The organism is Janthinobacterium rivuli, assembly GCF_029690045.1.
Classification (GTDB): Bacteria; Pseudomonadota; Gammaproteobacteria; order Burkholderiales; family Burkholderiaceae_D; genus Janthinobacterium; species Janthinobacterium rivuli.
On the sequence record NZ_CP121464.1, the window covers coordinates 341,052 to 365,889 of the forward strand.

The 24,838-nt window shown below is 59.6% G+C and carries 20 protein-coding genes and 1 pseudogene; 14 read left to right on the forward strand and 7 right to left on the reverse strand.

Features of this window, described 5'->3' with window-relative positions:
• Positions 1-2 precede the first annotated feature (2 nt).
• Positions 3-584 (reverse strand): FMN reductase, encoded by a 582-nt coding sequence (gene msuE / locus P9875_RS01455; protein WP_278317416.1) that lies wholly within the window; start codon positions 582-584, stop codon positions 3-5.
• Positions 585-711: 127 nt separating this feature from the next.
• Between msuE and P9875_RS01460 the strand changes: the two genes are divergently transcribed.
• Complete coding sequence (locus P9875_RS01460; protein WP_278317417.1) at positions 712-1,611, forward strand: LysR family transcriptional regulator; 900 nt, start codon at positions 712-714, stop codon at positions 1,609-1,611.
• Entirely contained in the window at positions 1,601-2,497 is an 897-nt protein-coding gene (locus P9875_RS01465; RefSeq protein ID WP_278317418.1) for a methylenetetrahydrofolate reductase, read from the forward strand. Before P9875_RS01460 ends, P9875_RS01465 begins: the two co-directional genes overlap by 11 nt.
• 25 nt (positions 2,498-2,522) lie before the next feature.
• Here the strand turns inward: P9875_RS01465 and glmS are convergent, their stop codons facing one another.
• A complete protein-coding gene (gene glmS, locus P9875_RS01470) occupies positions 2,523-4,352 on the reverse strand; it encodes a glutamine--fructose-6-phosphate transaminase (isomerizing) (RefSeq protein WP_278317419.1) in 1,830 nt (609 codons plus the stop codon).
• Positions 4,353-4,513: 161 nt separating this feature from the next.
• Between glmS and P9875_RS01475 the strand changes: the two genes are divergently transcribed.
• The gene (locus P9875_RS01475; RefSeq protein WP_035823420.1) at positions 4,514-4,987 is read left to right on the forward strand and encodes an Lrp/AsnC family transcriptional regulator; all 474 of its coding nucleotides are present in this window, start codon (positions 4,514-4,516) and stop codon (positions 4,985-4,987) included.
• Between the two features lie 651 nt (positions 4,988-5,638).
• Here the strand turns inward: P9875_RS01475 and glmU are convergent.
• Complete coding sequence (gene glmU, locus P9875_RS01480) at positions 5,639-7,015, reverse strand: bifunctional UDP-N-acetylglucosamine diphosphorylase/glucosamine-1-phosphate N-acetyltransferase GlmU (protein ID WP_099403845.1); 1,377 nt, start codon at positions 7,013-7,015, stop codon at positions 5,639-5,641.
• 25 nt (positions 7,016-7,040) lie between these two features.
• Between glmU and P9875_RS01485 the strand changes: the two genes are divergently transcribed.
• From P9875_RS01485 to P9875_RS01505, 5 genes are all read left to right on the forward strand, one after another.
• Positions 7,041-7,946, forward strand: coding sequence for a DUF6279 family lipoprotein (locus tag P9875_RS01485; RefSeq protein WP_278317420.1), 906 nt, complete (start codon positions 7,041-7,043; stop codon positions 7,944-7,946).
• 69 nt (positions 7,947-8,015) lie between these two features.
• Positions 8,016-8,675, forward strand: coding sequence for a 16S rRNA (guanine(966)-N(2))-methyltransferase RsmD (rsmD, locus tag P9875_RS01490; RefSeq protein ID WP_278317421.1), 660 nt, complete (start codon positions 8,016-8,018; stop codon positions 8,673-8,675).
• Positions 8,676-8,787: 112 nt separating this feature from the next.
• On the forward strand, positions 8,788-9,285 hold the full coding sequence (gene coaD, locus P9875_RS01495; RefSeq protein ID WP_034752633.1) for a pantetheine-phosphate adenylyltransferase: 498 nt from the start codon (positions 8,788-8,790) through the stop codon (positions 9,283-9,285).
• A 14-nt stretch (positions 9,286-9,299) separates the two neighbouring features.
• A complete protein-coding gene (locus tag P9875_RS01500; protein WP_070303217.1) occupies positions 9,300-9,563 on the forward strand; it encodes a YfhL family 4Fe-4S dicluster ferredoxin in 264 nt (87 codons plus the stop codon).
• Between the two features lie 112 nt (positions 9,564-9,675).
• Positions 9,676-10,272, forward strand: coding sequence for a chalcone isomerase family protein (locus tag P9875_RS01505; protein ID WP_176387846.1), 597 nt, complete (start codon positions 9,676-9,678; stop codon positions 10,270-10,272).
• A 61-nt stretch (positions 10,273-10,333) separates the two neighbouring features.
• Here P9875_RS01505 and P9875_RS01510 read toward each other — a convergent pair whose 3' ends face one another.
• Positions 10,334-10,639, reverse strand: coding sequence for a hypothetical protein (locus P9875_RS01510; RefSeq protein ID WP_278317422.1), 306 nt, complete (start codon positions 10,637-10,639; stop codon positions 10,334-10,336).
• A 206-nt stretch (positions 10,640-10,845) separates the two neighbouring features.
• On the opposite strand from P9875_RS01510, the gene P9875_RS01515 reads away from it, so the two are divergent.
• Positions 10,846-11,826 (forward strand): LysR family transcriptional regulator, encoded by a 981-nt coding sequence (locus P9875_RS01515; RefSeq protein ID WP_034752642.1) that lies wholly within the window; start codon positions 10,846-10,848, stop codon positions 11,824-11,826.
• 51 nt (positions 11,827-11,877) lie between these two features.
• Here P9875_RS01515 and P9875_RS01520 read toward each other — a convergent pair whose 3' ends face one another.
• A complete protein-coding gene (locus P9875_RS01520) occupies positions 11,878-13,437 on the reverse strand; it encodes a methyl-accepting chemotaxis protein (RefSeq protein WP_099403843.1) in 1,560 nt (519 codons plus the stop codon).
• A gap of 203 nt (positions 13,438-13,640) precedes the next feature.
• On the reverse strand, positions 13,641-14,096 hold the full coding sequence (locus P9875_RS01525; protein ID WP_010393827.1) for an Lrp/AsnC ligand binding domain-containing protein: 456 nt from the start codon (positions 14,094-14,096) through the stop codon (positions 13,641-13,643).
• A 206-nt stretch (positions 14,097-14,302) separates the two neighbouring features.
• Here P9875_RS01525 and putA point away from each other — a divergent pair, with 206 nt between their 5' ends.
• Positions 14,303-17,956: a trifunctional transcriptional regulator/proline dehydrogenase/L-glutamate gamma-semialdehyde dehydrogenase gene (putA, locus tag P9875_RS01530; RefSeq protein WP_278317423.1), complete on the forward strand. Its 3,654-nt coding sequence runs from the start codon at positions 14,303-14,305 to the stop codon at positions 17,954-17,956.
• Between the two features lie 75 nt (positions 17,957-18,031).
• Here putA and P9875_RS01535 read toward each other — a convergent pair whose 3' ends face one another.
• On the reverse strand, positions 18,032-18,808 hold the full coding sequence (locus P9875_RS01535; protein WP_278317424.1) for a 5'-methylthioadenosine/adenosylhomocysteine nucleosidase: 777 nt from the start codon (positions 18,806-18,808) through the stop codon (positions 18,032-18,034).
• Positions 18,809-20,275: 1,467 nt separating this feature from the next.
• Between P9875_RS01535 and P9875_RS01540 the strand changes: the two are divergent.
• The 4 genes and pseudogenes from P9875_RS01540 (at position 20,276) to P9875_RS01555 (ending at position 24,811) form a co-directional block, all read left to right on the forward strand.
• Positions 20,276-21,900 (forward strand): annotated as a pseudogene (locus P9875_RS01540) (GMC family oxidoreductase).
• A 133-nt stretch (positions 21,901-22,033) separates the two neighbouring features.
• Positions 22,034-22,804: an ABC transporter ATP-binding protein gene (locus tag P9875_RS01545; protein ID WP_035823437.1), complete on the forward strand. Its 771-nt coding sequence runs from the start codon at positions 22,034-22,036 to the stop codon at positions 22,802-22,804.
• Positions 22,804-23,526 carry an ABC transporter ATP-binding protein gene (locus P9875_RS01550; RefSeq protein WP_035823439.1) on the forward strand — a complete coding sequence of 241 codons (723 nt, stop codon included), beginning with the start codon at positions 22,804-22,806 and terminating at the stop codon, positions 23,524-23,526. The genes P9875_RS01545 and P9875_RS01550 overlap by 1 nt, the downstream gene beginning before the upstream one ends.
• A 76-nt stretch (positions 23,527-23,602) precedes the next feature.
• Positions 23,603-24,811 (forward strand): ABC transporter substrate-binding protein, encoded by a 1,209-nt coding sequence (locus P9875_RS01555; protein ID WP_176387850.1) that lies wholly within the window; start codon positions 23,603-23,605, stop codon positions 24,809-24,811.
• Positions 24,812-24,838 lie beyond the last annotated feature (27 nt).

Genomic DNA, 24,838 nt, shown 5'->3' on the forward strand with positions numbered 1-24,838 from the left:
TATCAGGCCGCGACCAGCGCTTCAGCGGTGGCATGTCTCGCATGGCGCGTCAAGCCGACCAAGGGCAAGGCCCGCTGGACGGCCAGCGCGGCCCGCTGGATCAGGGCCTCGTCCTGCAGACGGTAGTCGAGGAAATCCTTGTCGGTCGCGTAGACGCCCAGCGGCAATGTGCGTGCCTGGAAGAAGCTGAACAGCGGCCGCAACTGGTGGTCGATCATCAGGGCATGGCGCTCGCTGCCGCCGGTGGCCGCCAGCAAGATCGGCTTGTCGATCAAGGCGTCCTGGTCAATGAAGTCGAAGAAGTGCTTGAACAGCCCCGTGTAGGAACCACGGAAGACCGGCGTTGCCACCACCAGGATGTCGGCTTGCTCGACCGCCGCAAGTTCCCGCTCCACCGTATCGGGCAAGTGGGAGCGCCAGGTCGCGCCGGCCAGCTGCGGTGCGAGCTGGCCCAGCTCGACCAGGCGCTGTTCGCACAGCACTTCCTCGGCGATCAGATCCATCAGGTGCTCGGCCAGGGCTGCCGCCTTGGAAGGGCGTTGCAGCCCGCCGGAAACCGCGACTAAGCGAAGTGGACGTGTCATGTTTGCTTTCATAGGGAGTGATGCGCGAGGGCGAAGAATGCCAACGACAAGGAGATGGATGATAGCGGGGGGAATCGATGAAGTATAATGGTCTTATTTCATACATCCATGAATATGGCTCATTTCAATGCTTGAACGCATCCACCTCAGCATCGTCCAGCAGGTCGAAAAACAAGGCTCGCTGACGGCCGCAGCCAGCGTGCTGCACCTGACCCAGTCGGCCCTGAGTCACAGCATGAAGAAGCTGGAGCAGCAGCTGGGCACCGACGTCTGGCTGCGCGAAGGGCGCAACCTGCGCCTGACGCAGGCCGGCCAGTACCTGCTGGCGGTGGCGAACCGGGTGCTGCCGCAGCTGGACCTGGCCGAAGAGCGCCTGGGCCAGTTCGCGCAGGGCGAGCGCGGTGCGTTGCGCATCGGCATGGAATGCCACCCTTGCTACCAGTGGCTGCTCAAAGTGGTGTCTCCCTATCTGGCCGCCTGGCCCGACGTGGATGTGGACGTCAAGCAAAAGTTCCAGTTCGGCGGCATCGGCGCGCTGTTCGGCTATGAGATCGACCTGCTGGTCACGCCCGACCCGCTGTACAAGCCGGGGCTGACATTCGAACCCGTGTTCGACTACGAGCAGGTGCTGGTCGTGGCCAAGGGCCATGCCCTGGCGTCGGCGGCCTATGTAAAACCGCAGCAACTGACCCAGGAAGTACTGATCAGCTACCCCGTCGACATCGAGCGCCTGGATATCTACAACCAGTTCCTCTTGCCGGCCGGTGTCACGCCCAAGCGCCACAAAGCCATCGAAACGACCGACATCATGCTGCAGATGGTGGCCAGCGGCCGCGGCGTGGCCGCCCTGCCGCGCTGGCTGGTCGAGGAATACGCGGCCAAGATGGATGTGGTGCCGGTACGGCTGGGCGCGCGCGGCATCGCCAAGCAGATTTTCCTGGGCGCACGCGAGACGGACACCGCCACCGACTACGTGAAGGCCTTCATCGCGCTGGCGCGCCAGCCGGCCAGCGCTCATGCGCAGTGAAGCTATGGTCGGCCCCTTGATGCATCCCGCTCAGCCCCGGCCCGCTGGCAACATCACTGATGCCTATTCCCTGGAAGCCAGTACGAAGGACATTGCTGCTTTGAGCGCGGCGGCGCCCCGGATATTGCCTGGGTCCACGATTGCCATTCCCTACCTGGCACGCGAGAACGACGACGTGCGGCTGGCCGCGGCGCACGCCGTGCGCAGGCTCGGCTTTGAGCCCATGCCGCACTTGTCTGCGCGCCGTATCGTCTCGCTCGCTGGCTTGGAGTCATTCATCCAGCGCGCGGTCGCTGAAGCCGGCGTCGAGCGCTGCTTCATCATCGCTGGCGATCCGTCCACCCCGATGGGGCCGTTTTCCGACAGTGCCTCGCTGATCGACACAGGCGTTTTCGAGCGCGCTGGCATGAAGGTGATCGGCGTGGGCGGTCACCCGGAAGGCCATCCAGTGATGAGCATGGCTGAACAGTGGGAGGTGCTTGAACGCAAGTGCCGCAGCATCAGCGAGCGCGGCATGGCGCCCTTGATCGTCACGCAATTCGCGTTTGATGCCGACATCGTGTTGACGTGGTTAGAAGCGCTGCGCGCGCGTGGCATCAACCATCCCGTGCGCGTGGGCGTGCCGGGCCCCGCGAGCATCGCGGTGCTGGCGCGCTATGCTGCAATGTGCGGCGTGGGCGCTTGCGCCTCGATGTTATCCAAGTACGGGGTTTCCATCGGCAAGCTGTTCGGCACGGCGGGGCCGGATGTGTTTGTTGATCGCCTGACCGCCGGGCTGACAGAAGCACATGGCAAGGTCAGCCTGCATTTCTTTCCGTTTGGCGGCATAGCGCAGTCGGTGAAGTGGGTGGAGCAGTACCGTTCTAGCACCGCCCCGCCCCCTTGAAGAAGAAAGCCTGAATCCGGCCCCCTTACTCCACCGTCACCGACTTCGCCAGATTGCGTGGCTTGTCCACATCCGTGCCGCGCGCCAGTGCCGTGTGGTAGGCCAGCAATTGCAGCGCGACCACGTGCAGGATCGGCGACAGGTCGCCGTAGTGCTCGGGCAGGCGGATGACGTGCAGGCCTTCGCCGGAGCTGATGCGGGAATCCACGTCGGCGAAGACGTACAGCTGGCCGCCGCGGGCGCGCACTTCCTGCATGTTCGATTTCAGCTTTTCGATCAGGGCGTCGTTTGGCGCGATGGTGACGACCGGCATTTCATTCGTCACCAGGGCCAGCGGGCCGTGCTTGAGTTCGCCGGCCGGATAGGCTTCGGCGTGGATGTACGAGATTTCCTTCAGCTTTAACGCGCCTTCCAGGGCGATCGGGTAGTGCATGCCGCGGCCCAGGAAGAGGGCGTTTTCCTTGCGGGCGAATTCTTCGGACCAGGCGATGATTTGCGGTTCCAGCGCCAGCACGGAGGCGATGGCGACGGGCAAGTGGCGCATGGCTTTCAGGTGCGCCACTTCCTGTTCTTCGGAGAGGCGGCCATTGACTTGCGCCAGGCACAGGGTCAGCAGGAACAGGCCGGCCAGCTGCGTCGTGAACGCCTTGGTGGACGCCACGCCCACTTCCACGCCGGCGCGCGTGATGTAGGCCAGCGCGCATTCGCGCACCATGGCGCTGGTGGCCACGTTGCAGATGGTCAAGGTGTGCTGCATGCCCAGGCTGCGCGCATGTTTCAGGGCTGCCAGGGTGTCGGCCGTTTCGCCGCTTTGCGAAATGGTCACGACCAAGGTGTTCGGGTGCGGCACGCTGTCGCGGTAGCGGTATTCGCTGGCCACTTCCACGCTGACGGGCACCTTGGCGATCGACTCGATCCAGTACTTGGCCGTCATGCCCGCATACGAGCTGGTGCCGCAGGCGAGGATCAGCACGCGGTCGATCTGCTTGAAGATGGCATAGGCGTTGTCGCCGAACAGTTCCGGCATGATGCCCGTCACGCCTTCGAGCGTGTCGCCGATGGCGCGCGGCTGCTCAAAAATTTCCTTCTGCATGTAGTGGCGGTACGGGCCCAGCTCGGCCGCGCCCGTGTGCGCGTGCACGGTCTTCACTTCGCGCTCGACGGGCTTGCCGTCGACGTCGACGATCCAGCAGCGCGACAATTGCAGGTCGACCACGTCGCCTTCTTCCAGGTAGATGATCTGGTCGGTCGTGCCGGCCAGGGCCATGGCGTCGGACGCGACAAAGTTTTCACCGTTGCCCAGGCCGACGATCAGGGGCGAGCCCTGGCGCGCGGCGACCACGCGGTGCGGCTCGTCGCGGCAGAAGACGGCAATCGCATACGCGCCGTCGAGGCGTTTGACAGCTTGCTGCACGGTCTCGAACAGGTCGCCGTTATACATGTGCTCGACCAGGTGGGCGATCACTTCCGTGTCCGTCTGGCTCTGGAAGACGTAACCGAGCGCAGTCAGTTCGGCGCGCAGTTCGTCGTGGTTTTCGATGATGCCGTTATGCACCAGCGCCACGCGGGCGTTCTCTTCCGTGGGGGAAAAGTGCGGGTGGGCATTGAAGGAGACAGGGGCGCCATGCGTGGCCCAGCGCGTATGGGCGATGCCCGTAAAACCGCTCAAGCCTTCTTCCGCGATCTGCTTTTCCAGCTCGGCCACGCGCGAGGTGGAGCGCGAACGCTGCAAACGGCCATCCGCATGCAGAGCGATGCCGCAGGAATCGTAGCCGCGGTATTCCAGGCGCTTCAAGCCTTCGACCAGGATGGGAGTGATATTACGTTGCGCTACTGCGCCGACGATGCCGCACATGGAAACCTCTGTCTAAAATTTAATCAATGCAAGCATGCTAATGCAGAGCGCATGAAATATGCTTTCTAAATCTATGTATTTTTGATTGAATATTTCACGACCATTTTGCGATGAAATATTATTTCATTTAAACTCGATATATTTCCCAATTCATTAAAATCATGAACAATAGCAACATTACCCTCGACGAGATCGATCGTCGCATTCTGAACGCCCTGCAAATTGATGCATCGCAAACCAACAGCGAGCTGGCGCAAGCAGTCCACGTCTCGGCGCCCACCTGTTTGCGCAGAGTCAAGCATTTACGCGAAAGCGGCGTCATCGAGCGGCAGGTGGCCATCGTCGCGCCGCAGCTGGTGGGCGCGCGCCTGACGGCCATCGTGGAAATCACGCTCGATGTGCAGGCGGCGGAACGCATGGCGGAATTCGAAGAGTTGGTGGCGCAAGAAGCGGCGGTGCTGCAATGCTACCGCGTCTCGCCCGGGCCCGACTTCGTGCTGATGGTGCAGGTGGCCGACATGCCCGCGTATCACGCGCTGGCGCACCGGCTGTTCGCCGCGCACGCGAATGTGCGCAACGTGAAAAGCTATTTTTCCACGTTCCGCAGCAAATTCGAGACGCGCATCGCCGTGTGAAGCAGGCTGCAGACAAGTTATCCCGGCTTATCCCTGGTTTTTCGCCGGCTTATGCACAAGTTTATCCACAACACAAAAAATTCCAGATTTCCACAGCCGCAACATCTGGCCTCGCGTGAGACCTCTGAATAAATATACATAGTCTCCAGGATCAAACTTATCCCGGCTTATCCATCGCTTGCCCACGCCTTAATCACAGGCTTTTGCACAGCCTTACCCACAGGCAGCCTGTATGAATAGGCCACAAATATACTTACAATACAATGACTTATAAGTTATTCATGGCTTGCCAGCAGATTATGCACAAGTTTATCCACAATCCAGGCAAGCAAAAATAGGGGAATGTTTTTGCACTCTGCGCAGACTGGCTTGCACGCTGGAGCGGTAAGCTGGGTCAGATAACTTATCCCGTCTTTTCCACAGGTTTTTTGCCGTTTATACGCAGCTTATACCGGGCTTATCCATCACTTGTAAGCATGCTTGTTCACATGTTTATCCACACACGATACTGTCGAGGAAATAGAGGATGAGAAAAATGGCGCGACTTATCCCGGGTTGCCAGCCAACTCTCCACAGGATTATCCACAGGCGTAAAAAAACGCCGCCAGCCCGGACAGGCTGACGGCGTCATGCGAACCGAGGGCGGTGCGCTTATTTCTTGATTTTCACAGGACGCGTCCAGCCGTCGATGGTCACCTGGCGCGCGCGCGAGACCGTCAGCTTGCCGGCCGGCGCATCTTTCGACAAGGTCGTGCCGGCGCCCAGGGTGGCGCCCTTGCCGACGGTGACGGGCGCGATCAGCTGGCTGTCGCTGCCAATGAAGGCATCGTCTTCAATCACCGTGCGGAACTTGTTCACGCCATCGTAATTACAAGTGATCGTGCCGGCGCCGATGTTGACCTTCGAGCCGATGGTGGCGTCGCCGATGTAGGCCAGGTGGTTGGCCTTGCTGTGCGCGGCGATCTGGCTGTTTTTCACTTCGACGAAGTTACCGATGTGCACGTCTTCCGCCAGGACCGTGCCCGGGCGCAGGCGCGCGTAAGGGCCAATGATGGAGGCGGCGCCGACGATGGCGTCCTCGATATGGCAGAAGGGCTTGATGTGCGCGCCAGCGGCCACCGTGGCGTTGATGATCACGTTGTTGGCGCCCACGCGCACGCCGTCGCCCAGTTCGACACGGCCTTCGAACACGCAGCCGACGTCGATGGTGACATCGCGGCCGCAAATGAGTTCGCCGCGCACGTCGATGCGGGCAGGATCCAGCAGGGTCACGCCCCGCTCGAGCAAGGCTTGCGCGATATTGTTCTGGTGGATGCGTTCCAGCTGGGCCAGCTGCACTTTGCTGTTGACGCCCGCCACTTCCCACACGGCGGCCGGGTGGGCCGAGGTGACGGCCACGCCGTCGGCGACGGCCTGGGCAACGATATCGGTCAGATAGTATTCCCCTTGCGCATTGTCATTCGACAAGGCCGACAGCCATTGCTTGAGCTGCACGGTAGGCGCGACCATGATGCCGCTGTTGATTTCCTTGATGGCGCGCTCTTCAGGCGTGGCATCTTTTTCCTCGACGATGCGCACGATGGCGCCATGCTCGCGCACGATGCGGCCCAAGCCAAAGGGATCGTCCTGTTCCACGGTCAGGATGGCCAGCTTGTCGTTGCCAGCCGCCTGCACCAGCTGCTGCAGGGAAGCGGCGCTGGTCAGCGGCACGTCGCCGTACAAGATCAGGGTCGGCACGCTGTCATCGAGCAAAGGCAGCGCTTGTTGCACGGCATGACCGGTGCCCAGTTGCTGCGCCTGCTCGGCGGCGTCGATCTGCACGGCATGGTTCACCTTGTAGCCGTCGAGCAACGTCAGCACCGCTGCGCCCCCATGCCCGTAAATCACGCATAATCGGGACGGCGCCAGGCCGCGCGCCGTGTCGATGACGTGCGACAACAGCGGCTTGCCCGCCAACGGGTGCAATACCTTGGGCAGTGCCGACTGCATGCGTTTGCCCATACCGGCAGCGAGAATGACAACGTTCATAGACCGTCTTTTATAAGTTAAGAATATGAAAAAGTTTAACACGCAGGCCCCGTCTTCCACGCCTTCCAGCCGCTTTACTTATGCCGTGCTGGCCTTACTGCTGGTCTTCGTCGCCGGCTGCAGCGGCTTGCGCCTGGCCTACAACAATGGCGATACCGTGCTGTACTGGTGGCTGAACGCGTATGTCGACCTGGACCGCGACCAGAAGGGCTGGGTGCGCGACGATATCGACAAACTGTTCGACTGGCACCGCAAGACGCAATTGAAGGATTACGTGGAAATCCTGCACACGGGCCAGAAGCAGTTGCAAGGCAATATCACGCAGGCGGACCTGATGGCCGACTACAGCGAGATCAAGCAGCGCACCCAGGCGCTGTTGCTGAAGGCGGCGCCCGAACTGGCCGACCTGGCGCGCTCGCTCAAGCCCGAGCAGATTGCGCAGATGGAAAAGAAGTTCAAGTCGAACAATGAGGATTACCGCAAGAAATACCTGAGCGGCGATCAGGAGAAGCGCCAAAAGCTGCGCTACAAGAAAGCCATGGAGCAATTCGAACTGTGGTTCGGCAGCTTCAGCAGCGAGCAGGAAGCCCTCATCCGCAAGGCGTCCGACGCGCGTCCGCTGAACAATGAGATCTGGCTCGACGAACGCATGCGGCGCCAGCAGAATGTGTTGAACCTGGTCAAGAAAGTTCACCAGGAAAAACTCGGCAAGGAAGCGACCGTGGGCTTGATCACAACCCTGATCAAGGACAGTTTTGAGCGCCTCGAGCATTCCGAGCGCAAGGCCTTCTTCGATGCCTACGAAAGCAGCACGGCGCAGATGGTCATGACGGTGATCAAGAGCGCCACGCCGGCGCAAAAGACCCACGCCGTCAAGCGCATGCAGGGCTGGATCGACGATTTCAATTCCCTGGCCACGCAAGCCAAATAGAGAGGCAGCGCCAGCAGGGGGGAGGGGGCCATATGCTATAGTGGCCGCCACCGAATTGAAGAAATCCCCATGCAAAAGAAGATTAGAAAACCCGCCAAAGTCCCCGTCCACCACGCACCGCCACCGAACCAGGTGCGCATCATCGGCGGCCAGTGGAAGCGCTCCGTGCTGCCTGTTTTGCAGGCACTGGGACTGCGCCCGACACCGGACCGCGTGCGCGAAACCGTATTTAACTGGATCAATCACTTGCGTGACGGCGACTGGTCCAACGCCCAGGTGCTGGACCTGTTCGCCGGCAGCGGCGCGCTCGGTTTTGAAGCGGCCAGCCGCGGCGCAGACTCCGTCACCATGGTCGACACGCACACGCCCGTGATCCGCCAGCTGGAAGAAAACAAGACGAAATTGCGCGCCGACAATGTGCAACTGCTGCGCGGCGACGCCCTGCTGACGGCGCAAGGCCTGGCAGCGCGCGGCCAGCGCTTCGACCTGATCTTCCTCGATCCGCCCTACCAGCAGGATTTCCTCGCAAAAGTGTTGCCCTTGTGCGCCAACCTGCTCAAGGAAGGCGGCATGGTGTACGCGGAATCGGGCTTGCCGCTGGTCTTTGACGAGAATAGCGAGCTGGAAAAACCGGAATGGATGGCGCCATGGGAAGTCATCCGCGCCGACAAGGCGGGCACCGTTTATTATCATTTGCTAACTTACAACAAAGTGCCGGCAACTGCCTGAATCTGCCTATAAATGAGGCAAAAAAGCTCCCTGGCCAGAGGCACTGCACCAAGGTGGTCACCAATTTCAGGCATAATGCGCGTCTATATTGGTGCATCGTCAGGGAGCCGCAATGGTTGTAGCCGTTTATCCAGGAACATTCGATCCGCTCACGCGCGGTCATGAAGATTTGGTGCGCCGCGCATCGGGTCTGTTTGACAAGCTGATCGTCGGTGTCGCCGACAGCAAGAACAAGCAACCGTTTTTCTCGCTCGACGAACGCCTGGAAATCGCCAACGAAGTACTTGGCCATTACCCGAACGTGCAAGTGGAAAGCTTTTCCGGCCTGCTCAAGGATTTCGTGCGCAAGCATGAGGCGCGGGTCATCGTGCGCGGCTTGCGCGCCGTTTCCGATTTCGAGTACGAATTCCAGATGGCGGGCATGAACCGCTACCTGCTGCCCGATGTCGAAACCATGTTCCTGACGCCATCCGACCAGTACCAGTTCATTTCGGGCACCATCGTGCGCGAAATCGCGGCGCTGGGCGGCGACGTCTCCAAGTTTGTCTTCCCCTCGGTGAACCGCTGGCTGCAAAACAAGATTGCCGCCAACGCTGCTTCATCGCAATAAGTAAGAGTGAAATCATGGCATTACTGATCACCGACGAATGCATCAATTGCGACATTTGCGAGCCTGAGTGCCCGAATGACGCGATCTACATGGGCGCGGAAATCTACGAAATCGATCCCAACAAGTGCACCGAATGCGTGGGCCACTTTGACGAGCCGCAATGCCAGCAAGTGTGCCCCGTCAGCTGTATCCCCTTCAATCCCGCCTGGCGCGAAAGCCCGGAGCAATTGATGGCCAAGTACGAACGCCTGCAGGCGGAACTTCCCGCCAAGCCCTAAGCTTTTCTCCCGCGCCACATCCAGGCCACTTCTGCGTGGCGCCAGCTTCTGCCAACTGTTCTACACTGTGTGCTGACTTATCCACAGCCCATGGTTTCCACGGAGGTAGAAGATGCAAATACGCACATCCCGTTTGGGCCGCTCCCTCGCGGCCGCCTGCCTGAGCGCCGTCCTGGCACAGCCGGCGCTGGCCGTCGAGATCGGCGGCGTCAAGCTGGACGACACGGTGCAGCTGGCCAGCCGCGAATTAAAACTCAACGGCGCCGGCGTGCGCTACAAGGTCATCTTCAAGGTCTACACGATCGCGCTATACCTGCCTGAAAAGAAAACCCAGCTGGCTGACATCCTGGCCTTGCCCGGACCGCGCCGCCTGGAAATCGTCATGCTGCGCGACATCACTTCCGACGAGCTTGGGCAAGCCTTCATGCAGGGCTTGAAGCGCAGTTCCGAACAGGCCGACCGCACGCGCCTGCTGAGCCAGACGATGCAGTTCGGCGCCATGTTCGAAATGGTGCCCGGCCTGAAAAAGGGCGACATTCTCACCGTGGACTGGCTGCCGGAAGAGGGAACGTTGTGCAAGCTGAACGGCAAGCAGGTGGGCGACACGGTGCCAGACCTGGCTTTTTACAATGCGCTGCTGAAAATCTGGATCGGCGCCCATCCGGCCGACACGGTGTTGCGCGCGCATTTGCTGGGTGACATGGCCTGAAGCAAAACGCGGGCGTAAAAAAAGCCGGCTCGCGCCGGCTTGTCTTTCTGCAACAGCGAGCTTATGCGCGGGTCGACAGGGCGCGCAATTCAGCGGCGTTGCTTGGCGACACACCATCCATCTTGCCCAAGGTGCGCTGCAAGGCTTGCGCTTCGCGCATCTGCTGGCGCGCCAAACGTTCTTCGCGGCTCAGCTTGGGACGCACCACCAGCATCATGGCGCGGACAATGCCCACCAGCAAAGGCTTGAACAGCAGGGCGAAGGCGCCTACGGCAACGATCACCAGCACGAGTTGCAGGGCGTTCAGCAGGGAAATCTCCAGCACGGGTGCGGATACTGCGTACAGGGCGGAGGCGAAGGTAGACATAGTGTTCCAGTGCATTATAGAATTTGCCAGTACTATAGTGCAGTGCAACATATAAATCTAATTCCATTTCTTGATACCAATTATATGAATCGTGAATGGAAAACTGTAATATTTTTTGACGAGTGAAAATATTCGTGCCCGGCGCGGTTTACACTCCTAAGTAATCAATTTTAAGTAATCAATTCAACTTTTATCTTGGGCTTTCCATGAGTTTTCTGACGCTGGATCTGAACTTGCTGCGTGTTTTCGACGCCGTCATGACGGAACAAAACCTGACGCGCGCAGCCGGCCACCTGGCGATGACGCAGCCGGCGGTATCGAACGCCATCAAACGCCTGCGCGAGAGCCTCGGTGACGAATTGCTGATCCGCACGGCGTATGGCGTGAAACCCACGCCCCGTGCCGAAGCGCTGTGGCCATCCGTGCGCTCGGCCCTGGCCAGCCTGGAAGCGGCCGTCACGCCGGAAACCTTCGACGTGTCGAAAACCCACGCCACCTTCCGCATGGCCATGGCCGATGCGACGGCCGCGTTCTGGCTGCCGTCATTGATGCGTTCGATCGAACGGGAAGCGCCCGGCGTCAACGTGCGCATGATGCCGCTGACCACGCGCGAACCGCGCCCGATGCTGCTGCGCGGCGATATCGACCTGGCCGTGGGCTTTTTTCCCGGCGTGGCGGCGCAATTGTCGAGCGAAACGGGTTCGCCCATCCGCCACGAACGCCTGTATTCCGGCAAGTATGTGTGCGTGATGCGGCGTGGCCATCCGCTGGCCGACAAGGAATTGACCCTGGATAACTACTGCGCGGCGAACCATTTATTGGTGAGTTTTTCCGGCCGCGCGCATGGCTTGATCGACGAAGCGCTGTCGCAGATTCACCGTGAACGGCGCATTTTGCTGACGGTGAACCAGTTCTTCACGGCAGGCAGAGTGGTCGCCAATTCCGACCTGATCACGGTCTTGCCGCGCCATCTGATCGCCTCGACGGGCATGACGGAGTCCCTGCTGTACAAGGATTTGCCATTGACCTTGCCAGCCGTCCACCTGGACATGCTGTGGCACGAGCGCGACGCCCGCAGCCCCGCCCACAAATGGCTGCGTAATCACCTGGAAAGCATGAACACGCCGACATTACGGACGGCGACGGCGGCCGGCGGCGGCGTGGCACCGAAACCGCATATTGAATAGGCGTCGCCTGTACAAGAAAAAACGCCTGATGATCTCTCATCAGGCGTTTTGCTATGCATGATTGCTGGACCGGTAACCAATCCTGAAACCGCCCCAGTGCTTGCCATCGACGTGGATGGGCACGGACAAATCGTGCATGACTTCGCCCGTGTCGCGTTTATACGTCTGCAACAGGAAGGCCTTGGTGTTGCTGCCGCAGCGCTTGCCCGTGCGGTCGCTGAAGATGCGCTTGGTGCGATTGTTGACCATGTCGGTGGCGTAGTCGCCCGTCAGCGGCTGGGAAAACTTCTTGTTGTGCGTTGGAAAATAGCCATTGTTGTCGACGGCGCCCGCGTAGGCCAGGTGGGGTAATGCCGCCAGCACGCCTTCCTGCAGATCGGGCAGCACCTTGTCCGTAAAGGCGTCGAACTTCGTGTTGTGCTTGGGCGGATTGGTGTTCGGGATGGGGCGGTAGTGGCGGTCGAACAGGGCTTCGCGCGTGATGCGCCCCGACGCGATCGCTTGCTCGAACAATTTGCCCACCTCGCGCGCGGCGCGCTGGGCCGCCTCGCGGATCTCGTCGTGCGGCGTGGCCACGCTCGATTCACCGAGGGCGCCGGCGATCACTTCGGCCCGCTCGGCCAGGGCCATGGCCGACTGCGTGGCGCGCGGCAATTCGGCATTCGTCGACAGCATGCTGTCGCGGATTTGCAGGATGGCATCGGCGATCACTTGCGTCGTGTCGACGTGCTCGCGCGAGGCGCGGGCGATCTGCCCGATCTCGTCTTCCGACTCGCCCGACGATTCCTCGATATGGCTGAGCGAGGCATGCACGCTTTCCACATTGCGCGCCGCTTCCGTGACACCGGCCGCCAGAGAACTCATGCCACGCGCGGCTTTTTCCGCCTGTTCATTGATTTCGCGCACCATCACGCTGATTTCATCGGAGGCTTCCTTGGTGCGCTGCGCCAATTGCCGCACTTCCCCGGCCACCACGGCAAAACCGCGGCCGTGTTCGCCGGCGCGCGCCGCTTCGATGGCGGCGTTCAGCGCCAGCAAGTTGGTACGCGCGGAGATATCGGAAATGGCTTCCGTAAAGCCCGTGATGCGTTTGGATTTTTCCTGCAAGCTCAGCATGTTGCTGGAAGCGCCTTGCGCTTCTTCGCGGGCGCTATTGATGCGGCGCAAGCCTTGATCCACTTCGGCGCGCGCCGCCACGCTCTCCACGCGCACGCCGGCGGCCACCTTGGCGGCCCGTTCCGCATTGGCGGCGATCTTTTCCGTCATCGCGGCATTTTGTACGGAGCTGTCGGCGATGTCGCTGGCCGTGCGCACGTCGAGTTCCACCTTCTGTTTGACGGAATCGACAAAATACGAGGTTTCCGCCGCGCCGATCATGATGGCATCGATGGCGTTGCCCACCGTGTCGGCGAACTGGTGCAAGCCCGGTTCGCCACGCGGGCGGCCGGCAAACGCCAGCAGCGCGGCGCCGATGGCGGCGGCCACGCAGGCAATCAGATAGGGATGCTCGCCGCCCGACAACAGCAGCAAATAGGCCAGGCAACAGGCGACGGCCATGGCCAGGATCGTGAATACAAAGAAACGCACCAGCTGATGCTGCAACTGCTTCATTTGTCCCCCGCTGCGCGAACCCGTCACGTCCCGGGAGGGACGTGCTGTGGCCGTATGCGGGTGGGCACGATTGCCCACCTTGCACCCTGAATACAACGTCTGCGCGTGTTTTCAGGCCGGCTACCGGATAGCAGAATTGTAGTTCTACCCTACAACATTTGTTCCGATAGCTCAATCAGAAAAACGGGGCCGCTACACCAGGGTCACTTAATTGGCAATTTGGTGGTGTTTTTGACCTCTTCCATGACGGCATAAGTGTGGGTTTCCCGCACACCTTTCTGCAACAAGGTCTTGCCCAGGAATTCGCGGTAGGCGGCCATATCCTTGACCCGCGCCTTGACCAGGTAATCGAAACCGCCGGCGACCATATGACATTCCAGTACCTCTGGAATGATTTGTACGCTATGCTTGAAGGCGTCGAACACTTCCGGTGTCGTGCGATCGAGCACCACTTCGATGAACACCAGCAGCGACACGTCGAGCAGCTGCGGGTTCAACTGGGCCGTATAGCCCATGATGTAACCGGATTCGTGCAGCTTGCGCACGCGCTCCAGGCAGGCCGCCGGCGACAAGTTGACGCGCGCGGCCAGCTCCACATTGCTGATGCGTCCATCGCTCTGCAATTCCATCAAGATTTTCTTACTGATCTTGTCCAGCATTACCATCACCCCCAAATTAATATTATTTGGTTAAATTGTCGCATCAAAAACTATCTATTGCTAGTCCCCTGTATTACCAGAATTAATCCATAAGAATCCCCTTTACAATCGAATCATCTTAACGTCCGACTTTCTGTATTTTTTTGCACCAAAAAAGAGCAAGAATTACGTCAGTTTTCGTCCCCTTTTCCTTGTAAAGAGCACTTATGCACCCTGCAGGCCCCTCGGCTTTTACCCCGATTCCTTTTGCTGCGTTCCAGGCAGAAATCCTGCCCGAAGCGACACCACAACGCGCCGCCATCACCGCCGCCTATAGGCGCGATGAGGTTTCCGCCGTGCAGTGGCTGTTGCAACAAGTGCGCCCCAGCAGCACCGAAACGACGGCCGAAGGGCAAGCGCTGGCGCACCGTCTGGTCTCGAACGTGCGCCAAAAACGCACACGCGCTTCCGGCGTCGATGCACTGATGCACGAGTTCTCACTGTCGTCGGAAGAAGGTGTTGCATTGATGTGTCTGGCTGAAGCGCTGTTGCGTATACCCGACAGTCAAACGGCCGATCGCCTGATCGCCGACAAAATCAGCAAGGGTGACTGGAAAAAACACCTGGGCGAATCGCCGTCGCTGTTCGTCAACGCGGCCACCTGGGGCTTGCTGATCACGGGCAAACTGGTCAGTACCAGCAGCGAATCGGGCCTCGGTTCGGCCATGACCAAGCTCATCGCCAAAGGTGGCGAACCGCTGATACGCAAGGGTGTCGACCTGGCCATGCGCATGCTGGGCAACCAGTTTGTAACGGGGCAAACCATCGAGGAAGCGCTGAAGAACAGCCGCGAGAATGAAACGCGCGGCTACCGCTACTCGTACGACATGCTGGGCGAGGCGGCCCTGACGCAGCAGGACGCGGCCAATTACTACGCCTCGTACGAAACGGCGATCCACGCCATCGGCAAGGCGTCGAACGGCCGCGGCATCAAGAACGGCCCCGGCATTTCCGTAAAACTGTCGGCCCTGCACGCGCGCTACAGCCGCGCCCAGCGCGCCCGTGTCATGGAAGAATTGCTGCCGAAAGTCAAAGCGCTGCTGTTGCTGGCCAAACAGTACAACATCGGCTTCAACATCGATGCGGAAGAAACGGACCGCCTGGAACTGTCGCTCGACCTGATGGAAGCACTGGCCTTTGATGCAGAGTTGGCCGGCTTCGAAGGCATCGGCTACGTGGTGCAGGCGTATCAAAAGCGCTGCCCGTACGCCATCGATTACCTGATCGACCTGGCGCGCCGCAGCGGCCGCAAGTTCATGGTGCGCCTGGTAAAAGGCGCGTATTGGGATGCGGAAGTCAAACGCGCGCAAGTCGACGGCCAGGAAGGCTATCCCGTCTACACGCGCAAGGTCTACACGGACGTCTCCTACCTCGTGTGCGCGCAAAAACTGCTGGCCGCCAGCAAGGATATCTACCCACAATTTGCCACGCACAACGCGCAAACCCTGTCGACCATTTATACCTGGGCGAAACGCGACGGCATTACCGACTACGAATTCCAGTGCCTGCACGGCATGGGCGAGACCTTGTACGACCAGGTCGTCGGACGCGATAACCTCGACAAGCCCTGCCGTATCTACGCCCCCGTCGGTTCGCATGAAACCCTGCTGGCCTACCTGGTGCGCCGTCTGCTGGAAAACGGCGCCAACTCGTCATTCGTCAACCAGATCGTCGACGAAAGCGTGGCCATCGATAGTCTGATCCGCGATCCGCTCGAGCAGGCGCGCCTGCAGGGCGGCTTGCCGCACCCGTCGATTCCGCTGCCGCTGGACATGTTTGGCAACGAGCGCAAGAACTCCGCCGGCCTGGACCTGTCGAATGAAGACACTTTGCGCACCCTGGCCACCGGCCTGGCGCAGCAGCAGACCTGGCAGGCCGCGCCGCTGATCGATGGCGCCGTCAGCCTGAATGGCCCCACGCACATGCTGCACAACCCGGCCCAGCACGATGATGTCGTGGGCAAGGTCATGGAAGCCGGTCCGGCCGACGTGGAAACGGCCCTGGCCAGCGCCAGCGCTTACGCCATGGATTGGCAAACGACGGAGCCGTCGATCCGCGCGCAAGCGTTATTGCGCGCCGCCGACCTGTTCGAAGAGCACCATATCGAGCTGATGGCCCTGGCCGTGCGCGAAGCGGGCAAGTCCCTGCCGAACGCGATCGCGGAAATCCGCGAAGCCGTCGACTTCCTGCGCTACTACGCGGCGCAGGTGGAACACGCGCCGAACACCCTGGCGCTCGGTCCCGTCACCTGCATCAGTCCGTGGAACTTCCCGCTGGCCATCTTTACGGGCCAGCTGGCCGCCGCCCTGGCCGCCGGCAACGTGGTGCTGGCCAAGCCGGCCGAGCAAACGCCGCTGATCGCCCACCGCGCCGTGCAATTGCTGCATGCGGCGGGCGTGCCGCGCGGCGCGCTGCAATTCCTTCCCGGCAGCGGCGAGGTCGTTGGCGCCGGCCTGTGCAATGACACGCGCGTAAAAGGCGTGATTTTCACGGGCTCGACGGAAGTGGCGCAATTGATCAACCGCAACTTGTCCGCGCGCGCCGTGGCCGAAGGCATCGACATTCCGCTGATCGCGGAGACGGGCGGCCAGAATGCCCTGATCGTCGATTCGTCCGCCTTGCCGGAACAAGTGGTGCAGGACGTGATGTCGTCCGCTTTCGACAGCGCCGGCCAGCGCTGCTCGGCCTTGCGCGTGCTGTTCCTGCAAACGGAAATCGCCGACAAGACCATCCATATGCTGAAAGGCGCCATGCAGGAATTGCGCGTCGGTAATCCTGACCGTCTGGCGACCGATATCGGTCCCGTCATCGATGCGGAAGCGCAAAGTAACTTGCTGGCGCACATCAACAAGATGAAAACCATGGCCATCGATCACTATTCGCTCGATTTGCCGACCGTCAAAGGCACGTTTGTCGCCCCGACCGTGCTGGAAATCAAGTCGCTGGCGCAATTGACGCAGGAAGTCTTCGGCCCCGTGCTGCACGTGATCCGCTACAAGCGCTCCGAACTGCCGCAACTGGTGCAATCGATCAACGACAGCGGTTACGGCCTGACCCTGGGCATCCATACGCGTATCGATGAAACCATCGATTTCATCACCAAGCGCGCGCATGTGGGCAATATTTATGTGAACCGCAACATCGTCGGCGCCGTCGTCGGCGTGCAGCCGTTCGGCGGCGAAGGCAAATCGGGAACCGGCCCCAAGGCGGGCGGTCCCCTGTACCTGAAACGCCTGCAGCGCAATGCGCCAGCCGGCGCGCAGCACCAGCGCCAGGCGCCGCCGGCCCTCGATGCGCTGACCGTGTGGGCCAAGATGCACGGCCACGACAAGATCGAGCAGCTGGCGCAGGACTATGCGCGCACCACCTTGCTGGGCAGCACCACCGTCTTGCCAGGCCCGACCGGCGAGCGCAATACCCTGAGCTTTGCCGCGCGCGGCACGATACTGTGCGCTGCCGCCACGTCCGGCACCTTGATGAACCAGCTGGCGGCCGTGCTGGCCACCGGTAATCAGGCCCTGGTACTGGCGCAAACGCCGGATCTGATCCCGGGCGACTTGCCGGCGGCGCTGAAAGATCGCATCCAGGTCGTCAGCAGCCTGGTGTCGGTCAAGCATGATTTCCAGATCGCCATGATCGAGCCTAGCCTCGATGCGCAGCTCAAACCGCTGCTGGCGGCACGGGAAGGGGCCCTGGTGGCCACCATCGCCACCACGCAGGAGGGTGTCATCCCCCTGTGGCGCCTCGTCGCTGAGCGGGCGCTGTGCGTGAATACGACGGCGGCAGGCGGTAACGCGAGTTTGATGATGCTCAGTGTCTAACATGTAAGCAGGCAGTCAACGCAAAAGGGCAGAACCAGTGGTTCTGCCCTTTTTTTATGCACGCTGGATGAAAAATCAGCCAGCCAGGCGCTGGCACAATTGCTGAATCACCGTCAATGCATACGGCGAAGCGACGGTTTGCACGAAACGCATGAAGTCGACAGCCGCCTCTTCGTTGGCGTTGTCCGAAATTGTACGCATGACCGTAAACGGCACGCCCAGTTCAAAACACACTTGCGCCACGGCGGCGCCTTCCATTTCGACGGCCAGCAGGTCGGGGATATCAGCTTTGAGCTGGTTCACATGCGCGGCGCTGCTGATGAACTGGTCGCCGCTGGCGATCAGGCCGCGGTGCACTTGTGCATGTTGCAGACCGAATTGCCCAATATCGGCCGCCTTGAGCACGCTGGACACATCGTCACGCAGGAAATCTTCCGCGGCGCCAGCCAGTTGCGTGCTCAGTTCCAGGTCCGTGGCAAAGCGCTGCAGTCCCGTCAACGGCACTTCAAAGCGGGGAAACAAAGGGCGAGCGTCCATATCGTGCTGCAGTAGTGCTTCAGCCACCACGATATCGCCCACTTTCACGCGTTTATCCCCACTGCCGGCCACGCCGGTGAAGACGATGTGGGTAACTCCGTACTTTTCCACAAGGATAGAAGCTGTCATGGCAGCGGCAACCTTGCCCAGACGCGACAGGACGCACACAGCGTCGATATTCCACAGGGTCCCCAGGGTGTAGTCGCGCATGCCGTGCGAACGCCTCTGGGGGCCTTGCATGGCTTCTACCAGCCCCTGCTGTTCTTCGTGCAAGGCACTGATGATGCCTAAACGCATATTTTTGTGTGAATTCATGCTGTTTTTACAGGTTTTTGGGATTGCAAAACGGTTTACATGGTGAAAACAGCCGTTTCGGCGACTTTTCCACCGTTCGCGTTTGTCTCTGTGTTTTAAATAAAGATGTATACATAAAAATAGTAGTGATAGTAAACGGCCATTTTTTTGTTGATAAGTCGGTATACCATCGAAAAATCATCAACTTAGCGCACAAAAAAGTAGGCGTACAAGCATTGTATCTAGGCAGGACTTGTTTGGGATAAAAATCGGCTTGTGGACAAAGATCGACTTTTCCCACATCTCATCCTGTGGATATGCAGGCACTTATCCACACCTGCAAGCAAAAATCACGGATTTTCTTGCTGTCGTGGCATGTTTGACGTGCTTCGTCAGCATGGACCCAGGTCTGGCAATCAACAGTAAGCGGCCACGAGCGTTGTTCTTTCACCGAGGCTGGCATCGAGGTGATTCCTGGAAGACGGTTTGGCAGTGGCTCGTGACGTCGCCGTTGGCTTTTTTTTTTGACGGTTTTGCATGCTTTTTGGAAATATCCCCGGACTTCCGCTTTTTTTGTCGGTTTACAATAGATTCATATATAAAAATAGTAGTAATAGTAAACGCGTTTTTTTCTGTGGATAAGTTGCTTTTTTTCAACAGGATCAATCGTTTACGCGCAAAATAAAGCGTGCATAATCGCTGTATCAGGCGAGGAGCAAAATTGTATAAAATGCGGGCCTGCGCATAACTTCATGCTTACGCACAAGTCATCCTGTGGATATCAAGTGACTTATCCACAATCGTTGTAAATTCCCCCTCTTTTCGACATCGAAGCGCTTGCTGGCACTGTGCCTGCTCAGGTCTGTTGACGTTTCCATTTTGCACAACGGTTTGGCAGTGCAGTGCGCGTGATATCGGCCGTGTCGGTTTTCGTCGCTCAGTTGTTGGCGCGATTTTTTTTTGTCAGCCAAGGTAGCTCGTCGGCTTTTTTTTTGAAGACAGGCTTGCGTACCTTCCCGAAGACGCAGAGCAGGCAAAGCGTGCGTTGTCGGGTTTACCTTAACAAGATCGTATACAAGAATAGTAATAGTAGTTAACGGGTGCATCTTCTGTGGATAAGTGCCGATTTATCCTTGTAAACAATCGCTTGGCGTACGGATAAGCGCTGAGTAAGGGTTGTATCTGCCTGGGACGGTTTCTGGACAAAAAAAAGCCGCTGAAAAAATTTTTCGTTTACACACATATCGTCCCTGTGGATATCCATACGGTTATCCACAGCTTGCAGCCCCTTGTTTTGTGCTCTTTTACCTGGCCGTGACGCTTATCCGTATCCCTGGCAACGATTAATGTCGCCCTGGCCCGGCACTGGTGGTAATCTCAAGACGGCTCAGCAGCCATGCATGCATGAAGAAAGACAGACTCTGGTAGCGGAACGCGGCGGGGAGACACGCCGCGCGACAGCTTGATGGCATACCGAAAGGAGCTTCATTGGAATCGGCAGGCGAATACGACTACATCATCGTGGGCGGCGGCACGGCAGGTTGCGTGCTGGCCAACCGGCTCACGCGCGACAAGGACGCCAACGTTTTACTCGTGGAAGCGGGCGGCAAGGACGATTACGTGTGGATCCACATCCCCGTCGGCTATCTGCATTGCATCGGCAATCCCCGCACGGACTGGCTGTATTCCACCCAGGCGGACGCGGGACTGGGCGGGCGCAGCCTGATCTATCCACGCGGAAAAGTCCTGGGCGGCAGCTCTTCCATCAACGGCATGATCTATATGCGCGGCCAGGCCGGCGATTACGACCACTGGGCCGACTTGACGGACGACGCTTCCTGGCGCTGGGACAAGGTCTTGCCGCTCTTTAAGCAAAGCGAGGATTACTACGGCGGCGCCTCGGAAAACCATGGCGTCGGTGGTGAGTGGAGAGTGGAAAACAGCGGCTGTCGTGGGATATTTTGAACGCCTTCCGCGATGCGGCGCAGCAGGTCGGCATTCCGAAAACCAGCGATTTCAATGGCGGCGACAACAGCGGCAGCGCGTATTTCGACGTCAACCAGCGCCGCGGCATCCGCTGGAATACCTCGAAAGCGTTTTTGAAACCGGCATCGCGCCGCCCGAATCTGACCATCATGACGGGCTGCCACGTGGAACGTTTATTGATTGAAGCTTCGGAGTCGGGACCGCGTTGCACGGGCATCGTGTTTACGGGCGGCGGCACGCAATGGCAGGCGACGGCCAAACGGGAAACCCTGCTGACGGCGGGCGCCATCGGTTCACCGCAATTGCTGCAACTGTCCGGTATCGGCCCGGCCGCCTTGCTGCAGCAGCATGGGATTGTTCCCGTGGTCGATGCCGCCGGCGTGGGCGGCAATTTGCAGGACCATCTGCAGCTGCGCATGGTATACAAGGTGCAGGGCGTGAAAACCCTGAACATCATGGCGGGCAATATGCTGGGCAAGATGCAGATCGGCTTGCAATATGCGCTGTTCCAGAGCGGGCCCATGTCGATGGCGCCGTCGCAGCTGGGGGCGTTCGCCAAGTCCGATCCGCTGCAAGCCACGCCGAACCTGCAATATCACGTGCAACCGCTGTCGCTCGACAAATTCGGCGAACCCTTGCACGCGTTTCCCGCGTTTACTGCCAGCGTTTGCAATCTGCGTCCCACTTCGCGCGGCCACGTCCACATCGCGTCTGCCGACAGCTACGCGGCGCCGAAGATCGTGCCCAATTATCTGAGTACCGAGCAGGATCGCAAGGTCGCGGCCGACGCCTTGCGGCTGACGCGGGCCATCGCCGCCGCGCCGGCCCTGAAACAATTCTCTCCGGAAGAATACAAGCCCGGCGTGCAATTCCAGAGCCAAGAAGAGCTGGCGCAGGCGGCCAGCCAGATCGGCACCACCATCTTTCACCCGGTGGGTACTTGCCGCATGGGCCAGGCCAGCGATCCGTCGAGCGTGGTCGACAGCCAGTTGCGCGTGATCGGCGTGGCTGGTTTGCGCGTCGTCGATGCCTCGATCATGCCGTACATTACTTCTGGTAATACGAATTCGCCCACCGTGATGATCGCGGAAAAAGCGGCGCAAATGATACATGCGGCGTGGAAATAGCCGGGCAAGCGTGCGAGTTTGCGCCATTCGGGCTGGCGAAAAATCCCCGTAGTTATACTGTATTGTGCGTTAAATTTAAGTTGTGTATTATAAAAATGACTAAGTAGTACAAAAAGTACAACTAGGAGACACGATGTCAAACGTAATCTTGGAAACAAGAAATTTGACCAAGGAATTCAAGGGTTTCACCGCTGTGAGCGAAGTGAACCTGAAGGTAGAGCGGGGCCATATCCACGCCTTGATCGGTCCTAACGGCGCCGGCAAGACCACGTGTTTTAACTTGCTCACCAAATTCCTGGTCCCCACTTCCGGACAGATCCTGTTCAATGGGAAAGATATCACGGCCGCCAAACCGGCTCAGATCGCGCGCATGGGCGTGATCCGTTCCTTCCAGATTTCCGCCGTCTTCCCGCATCTCTCCGTGCTGCAAAATGTGCGCATCGGCTTGCAGCGCCAGCTCGGTACCTCGTTCCACTTTTGGCAAAGCGAACGGGCATTGAACCAGCTTAACGACCGTGCCATGGCCTTGCTGGCCGAAGTCGACCTGACGGAGTTTGCCGATACCATCACGGTCGACATGCCCTACGGGCGCAAGCGGGCGCTGGAAATTGCCACCACCCTGGCGATGGAACCGGAAATGATGCTGCTCGACGAACCGACGCAGGGCATGGGCCACGAAGACGTGCACCGCGTGACGGAGCTGATTAAAAAAGTGTCGGCTGGCCGCACGATTTTGATGGTGGAACACAATATGAGCGTGGTTTCCGGCATCTGCGACAAGATTTCCGTCCTGCAGCGCGGCGCCATGCTGGCCGAAGGCAGTTACGCGGAAGTGTCGCGCAATCCGCAAGTGATGGAAGCGTACATGGGCACCACCCACGCCGAACTGGAAGGGGCACATTGATGACCGTTAGCAACAAGGCACCCGCACTGGAAATCGCACAGCTGCACACCTGGTATGGCGAGTCGCACATCCTGCACGACGTGAACCTGAAAGTGGAGCAGGGCGAAGTGGTGACTTTGCTGGGCCGCAACGGCGCCGGCCGCACCACCACCTTGCGCGCCATCATGGGCTTGACGGGCGCACGCACGGGCTCCATCAAAGTCAACGGCGTCGAAGCGATAGGTTTGGCCACGCACAAAATCGCCCACCTGGGCATCGGGTATTGTCCCGAAGAGCGCGGCATTTTCTCGTCGCTGTCGACCGAGGAAAACCTGCTGCTGCCGCCGACCCTGGCCAGCGGCGAGAAGGGCATGTCGGTGGAGGAAATCTACGCCATGTTCCCGAACTTGCAGGAACGCCGCCACAGCCAGGGCACGCGCCTGTCGGGCGGGGAACAGCAGATGCTGGCCGTGGCGCGCATCCTGCGCACGGGCGCGCGTTTGCTGCTGCTCGATGAAATTTCCGAAGGCCTGGCGCCCGTCATCGTGCAAGGGCTGGCGCGCATGATCACCACCCTGAAAGCGAAGGGTTACACCATCGTCATGGTGGAACAGAATTTCCGGTTTGCCGCGCCGCTGGCGGACCGGTTTTATGTGATGGAGCACGGTCAGATCGTCGAGACTTTTGCTGCATCCGAACTGGAGGCCAAGATGCCGGTACTGACCGAGCTGCTTGGCGTGTAGCCCCCATGTAGTCTGTTGTACTCGTCATCGTCCAGCAATCGACTGAATAGCAAACAATAATCCCAACGGAGACACTATGAAACGTAACGCTATCGCCATTGCCACCGCCACCCTGTGCGCATTGGGCTTGTCCGCCGCCGCGCATGCCCAGGTATCGGGCGACACCATCAAGATCGGTTTTATTTCCGACATGTCGGGCGTGTATTCCGACGTCGACGGCCTCGGCGGCGCGGAAGCCATCAAGATGGCGATCGCCGATGCTGGCGTCGTACTGGCCGGTAAGAAGGTGGAATTCATTTCCGCCGACCATCAAAACAAGGCCGACATCGCCGCCTCGAAAGCGCGCGAATGGTTCGACCAGCAGGGCGTCGACATGCTGATCGGCGGCACCAATTCCGGCGCCAGCCTGGCCATGGCCAAGGTCGCGGCGGAAAAGAAAAAAATCTTCATCGCCATCGGCGCCGGCTCCTCGCGCCTGACGAATGAAGAGTGCACGCCTTACACCGTGCATTACGCCTATGACACGGTGGCGCTGGCGCGCGGCACGGGCGGCACCATCGTCAAGCAGGGCGGCAAGAACTGGTATTTCATGACGGCAGATTATGCGTTCGGCCACTCGCTGGAAAAAGACACGGCCGAGGTCGTCAAGGCGGCCGGCGGCAAGGTGCTGGGCAGCGTCAAGCATCCGCTGGGCGCCTCGGACTTCTCTTCCTTCCTGCTGCAGGCGCAATCGTCCAAGCCGCAAATCCTCGGCCTGGCCAATGCCGGCGGCGACGCCATCAACAGCATCAAGGCGGCCAACGAGTTCGGCCTGACGAAATCGATGAAACTGGCCGGCTTGCTGATTTTCATCAATGACATCCATTCGCTTGGCCTGAACCTGACGCAGGGCATGTACCTGACGGATGGCTGGTACTGGGACTTGAATCCTGAAACGCGCGCCTGGTCGAAACGCTATTTCGCCAAGATGAAGAAAGAGCCGTCGATGCTGCAGGCGGCCGACTATTCGGCGGCGGCGAATTACCTGAAAGCCGTCAAGGCGATCGGTACGGATGACACCGAGAAGGTCATGGCCTACCTGAAAAAGACCAAGATCAACGACATGTTCACCCAGAATGGCGAAGTGCGTCCCGATGGCCGCATGGTGCACGATATGTATTTGATGGAAGTGAAGAAACCGTCCGAGTCGAAGTACCCATGGGATTACTACAAGGTGGTCGCCACCGTGCCCGGTGCACAGGCGTATGTGACCAAGGCTGAATCGAAGTGTTCGCTGTGGAAGTAATGCTGTAGCAATCCTTGCGGATCGCCC

Coding starts and splice junctions, on each gene's coding strand:
- msuE (WP_278317416.1), bottom strand. CDS start 584: ATGACACGTCCACTTCGCTTAGTCGCGGTTTCCGGCGGGCTGCAACGC.
- P9875_RS01465 (WP_278317418.1), top strand. CDS start 1,601: ATGCGCAGTGAAGCTATGGTCGGCCCCTTGATGCATCCCGCTCAGCCC.
- P9875_RS01535 (WP_278317424.1), bottom strand. CDS start 18,808: ATGAATTCACACAAAAATATGCGTTTAGGCATCATCAGTGCCTTGCAC.
- P9875_RS01555 (WP_176387850.1), top strand. CDS start 23,603: ATGAAACGTAACGCTATCGCCATTGCCACCGCCACCCTGTGCGCATTG.
- putA (WP_278317423.1), top strand. CDS start 14,303: ATGCACCCTGCAGGCCCCTCGGCTTTTACCCCGATTCCTTTTGCTGCG.
- P9875_RS01520 (WP_099403843.1), bottom strand. CDS start 13,437: ATGAAGCAGTTGCAGCATCAGCTGGTGCGTTTCTTTGTATTCACGATC.
- P9875_RS01515 (WP_034752642.1), top strand. CDS start 10,846: ATGAGTTTTCTGACGCTGGATCTGAACTTGCTGCGTGTTTTCGACGCC.
- P9875_RS01475 (WP_035823420.1), top strand. CDS start 4,514: ATGAACAATAGCAACATTACCCTCGACGAGATCGATCGTCGCATTCTG.
- P9875_RS01505 (WP_176387846.1), top strand. CDS start 9,676: ATGCAAATACGCACATCCCGTTTGGGCCGCTCCCTCGCGGCCGCCTGC.
- P9875_RS01510 (WP_278317422.1), bottom strand. CDS start 10,639: ATGTCTACCTTCGCCTCCGCCCTGTACGCAGTATCCGCACCCGTGCTG.
- coaD (WP_034752633.1), top strand. CDS start 8,788: ATGGTTGTAGCCGTTTATCCAGGAACATTCGATCCGCTCACGCGCGGT.
- glmU (WP_099403845.1), bottom strand. CDS start 7,015: ATGAACGTTGTCATTCTCGCTGCCGGTATGGGCAAACGCATGCAGTCG.
- P9875_RS01550 (WP_035823439.1), top strand. CDS start 22,804: ATGACCGTTAGCAACAAGGCACCCGCACTGGAAATCGCACAGCTGCAC.
- P9875_RS01485 (WP_278317420.1), top strand. CDS start 7,041: ATGAAAAAGTTTAACACGCAGGCCCCGTCTTCCACGCCTTCCAGCCGC.
- P9875_RS01525 (WP_010393827.1), bottom strand. CDS start 14,096: ATGCTGGACAAGATCAGTAAGAAAATCTTGATGGAATTGCAGAGCGAT.
- rsmD (WP_278317421.1), top strand. CDS start 8,016: ATGCAAAAGAAGATTAGAAAACCCGCCAAAGTCCCCGTCCACCACGCA.
- P9875_RS01545 (WP_035823437.1), top strand. CDS start 22,034: ATGTCAAACGTAATCTTGGAAACAAGAAATTTGACCAAGGAATTCAAG.
- glmS (WP_278317419.1), bottom strand. CDS start 4,352: ATGTGCGGCATCGTCGGCGCAGTAGCGCAACGTAATATCACTCCCATC.
- P9875_RS01460 (WP_278317417.1), top strand. CDS start 712: ATGCTTGAACGCATCCACCTCAGCATCGTCCAGCAGGTCGAAAAACAA.
- P9875_RS01500 (WP_070303217.1), top strand. CDS start 9,300: ATGGCATTACTGATCACCGACGAATGCATCAATTGCGACATTTGCGAG.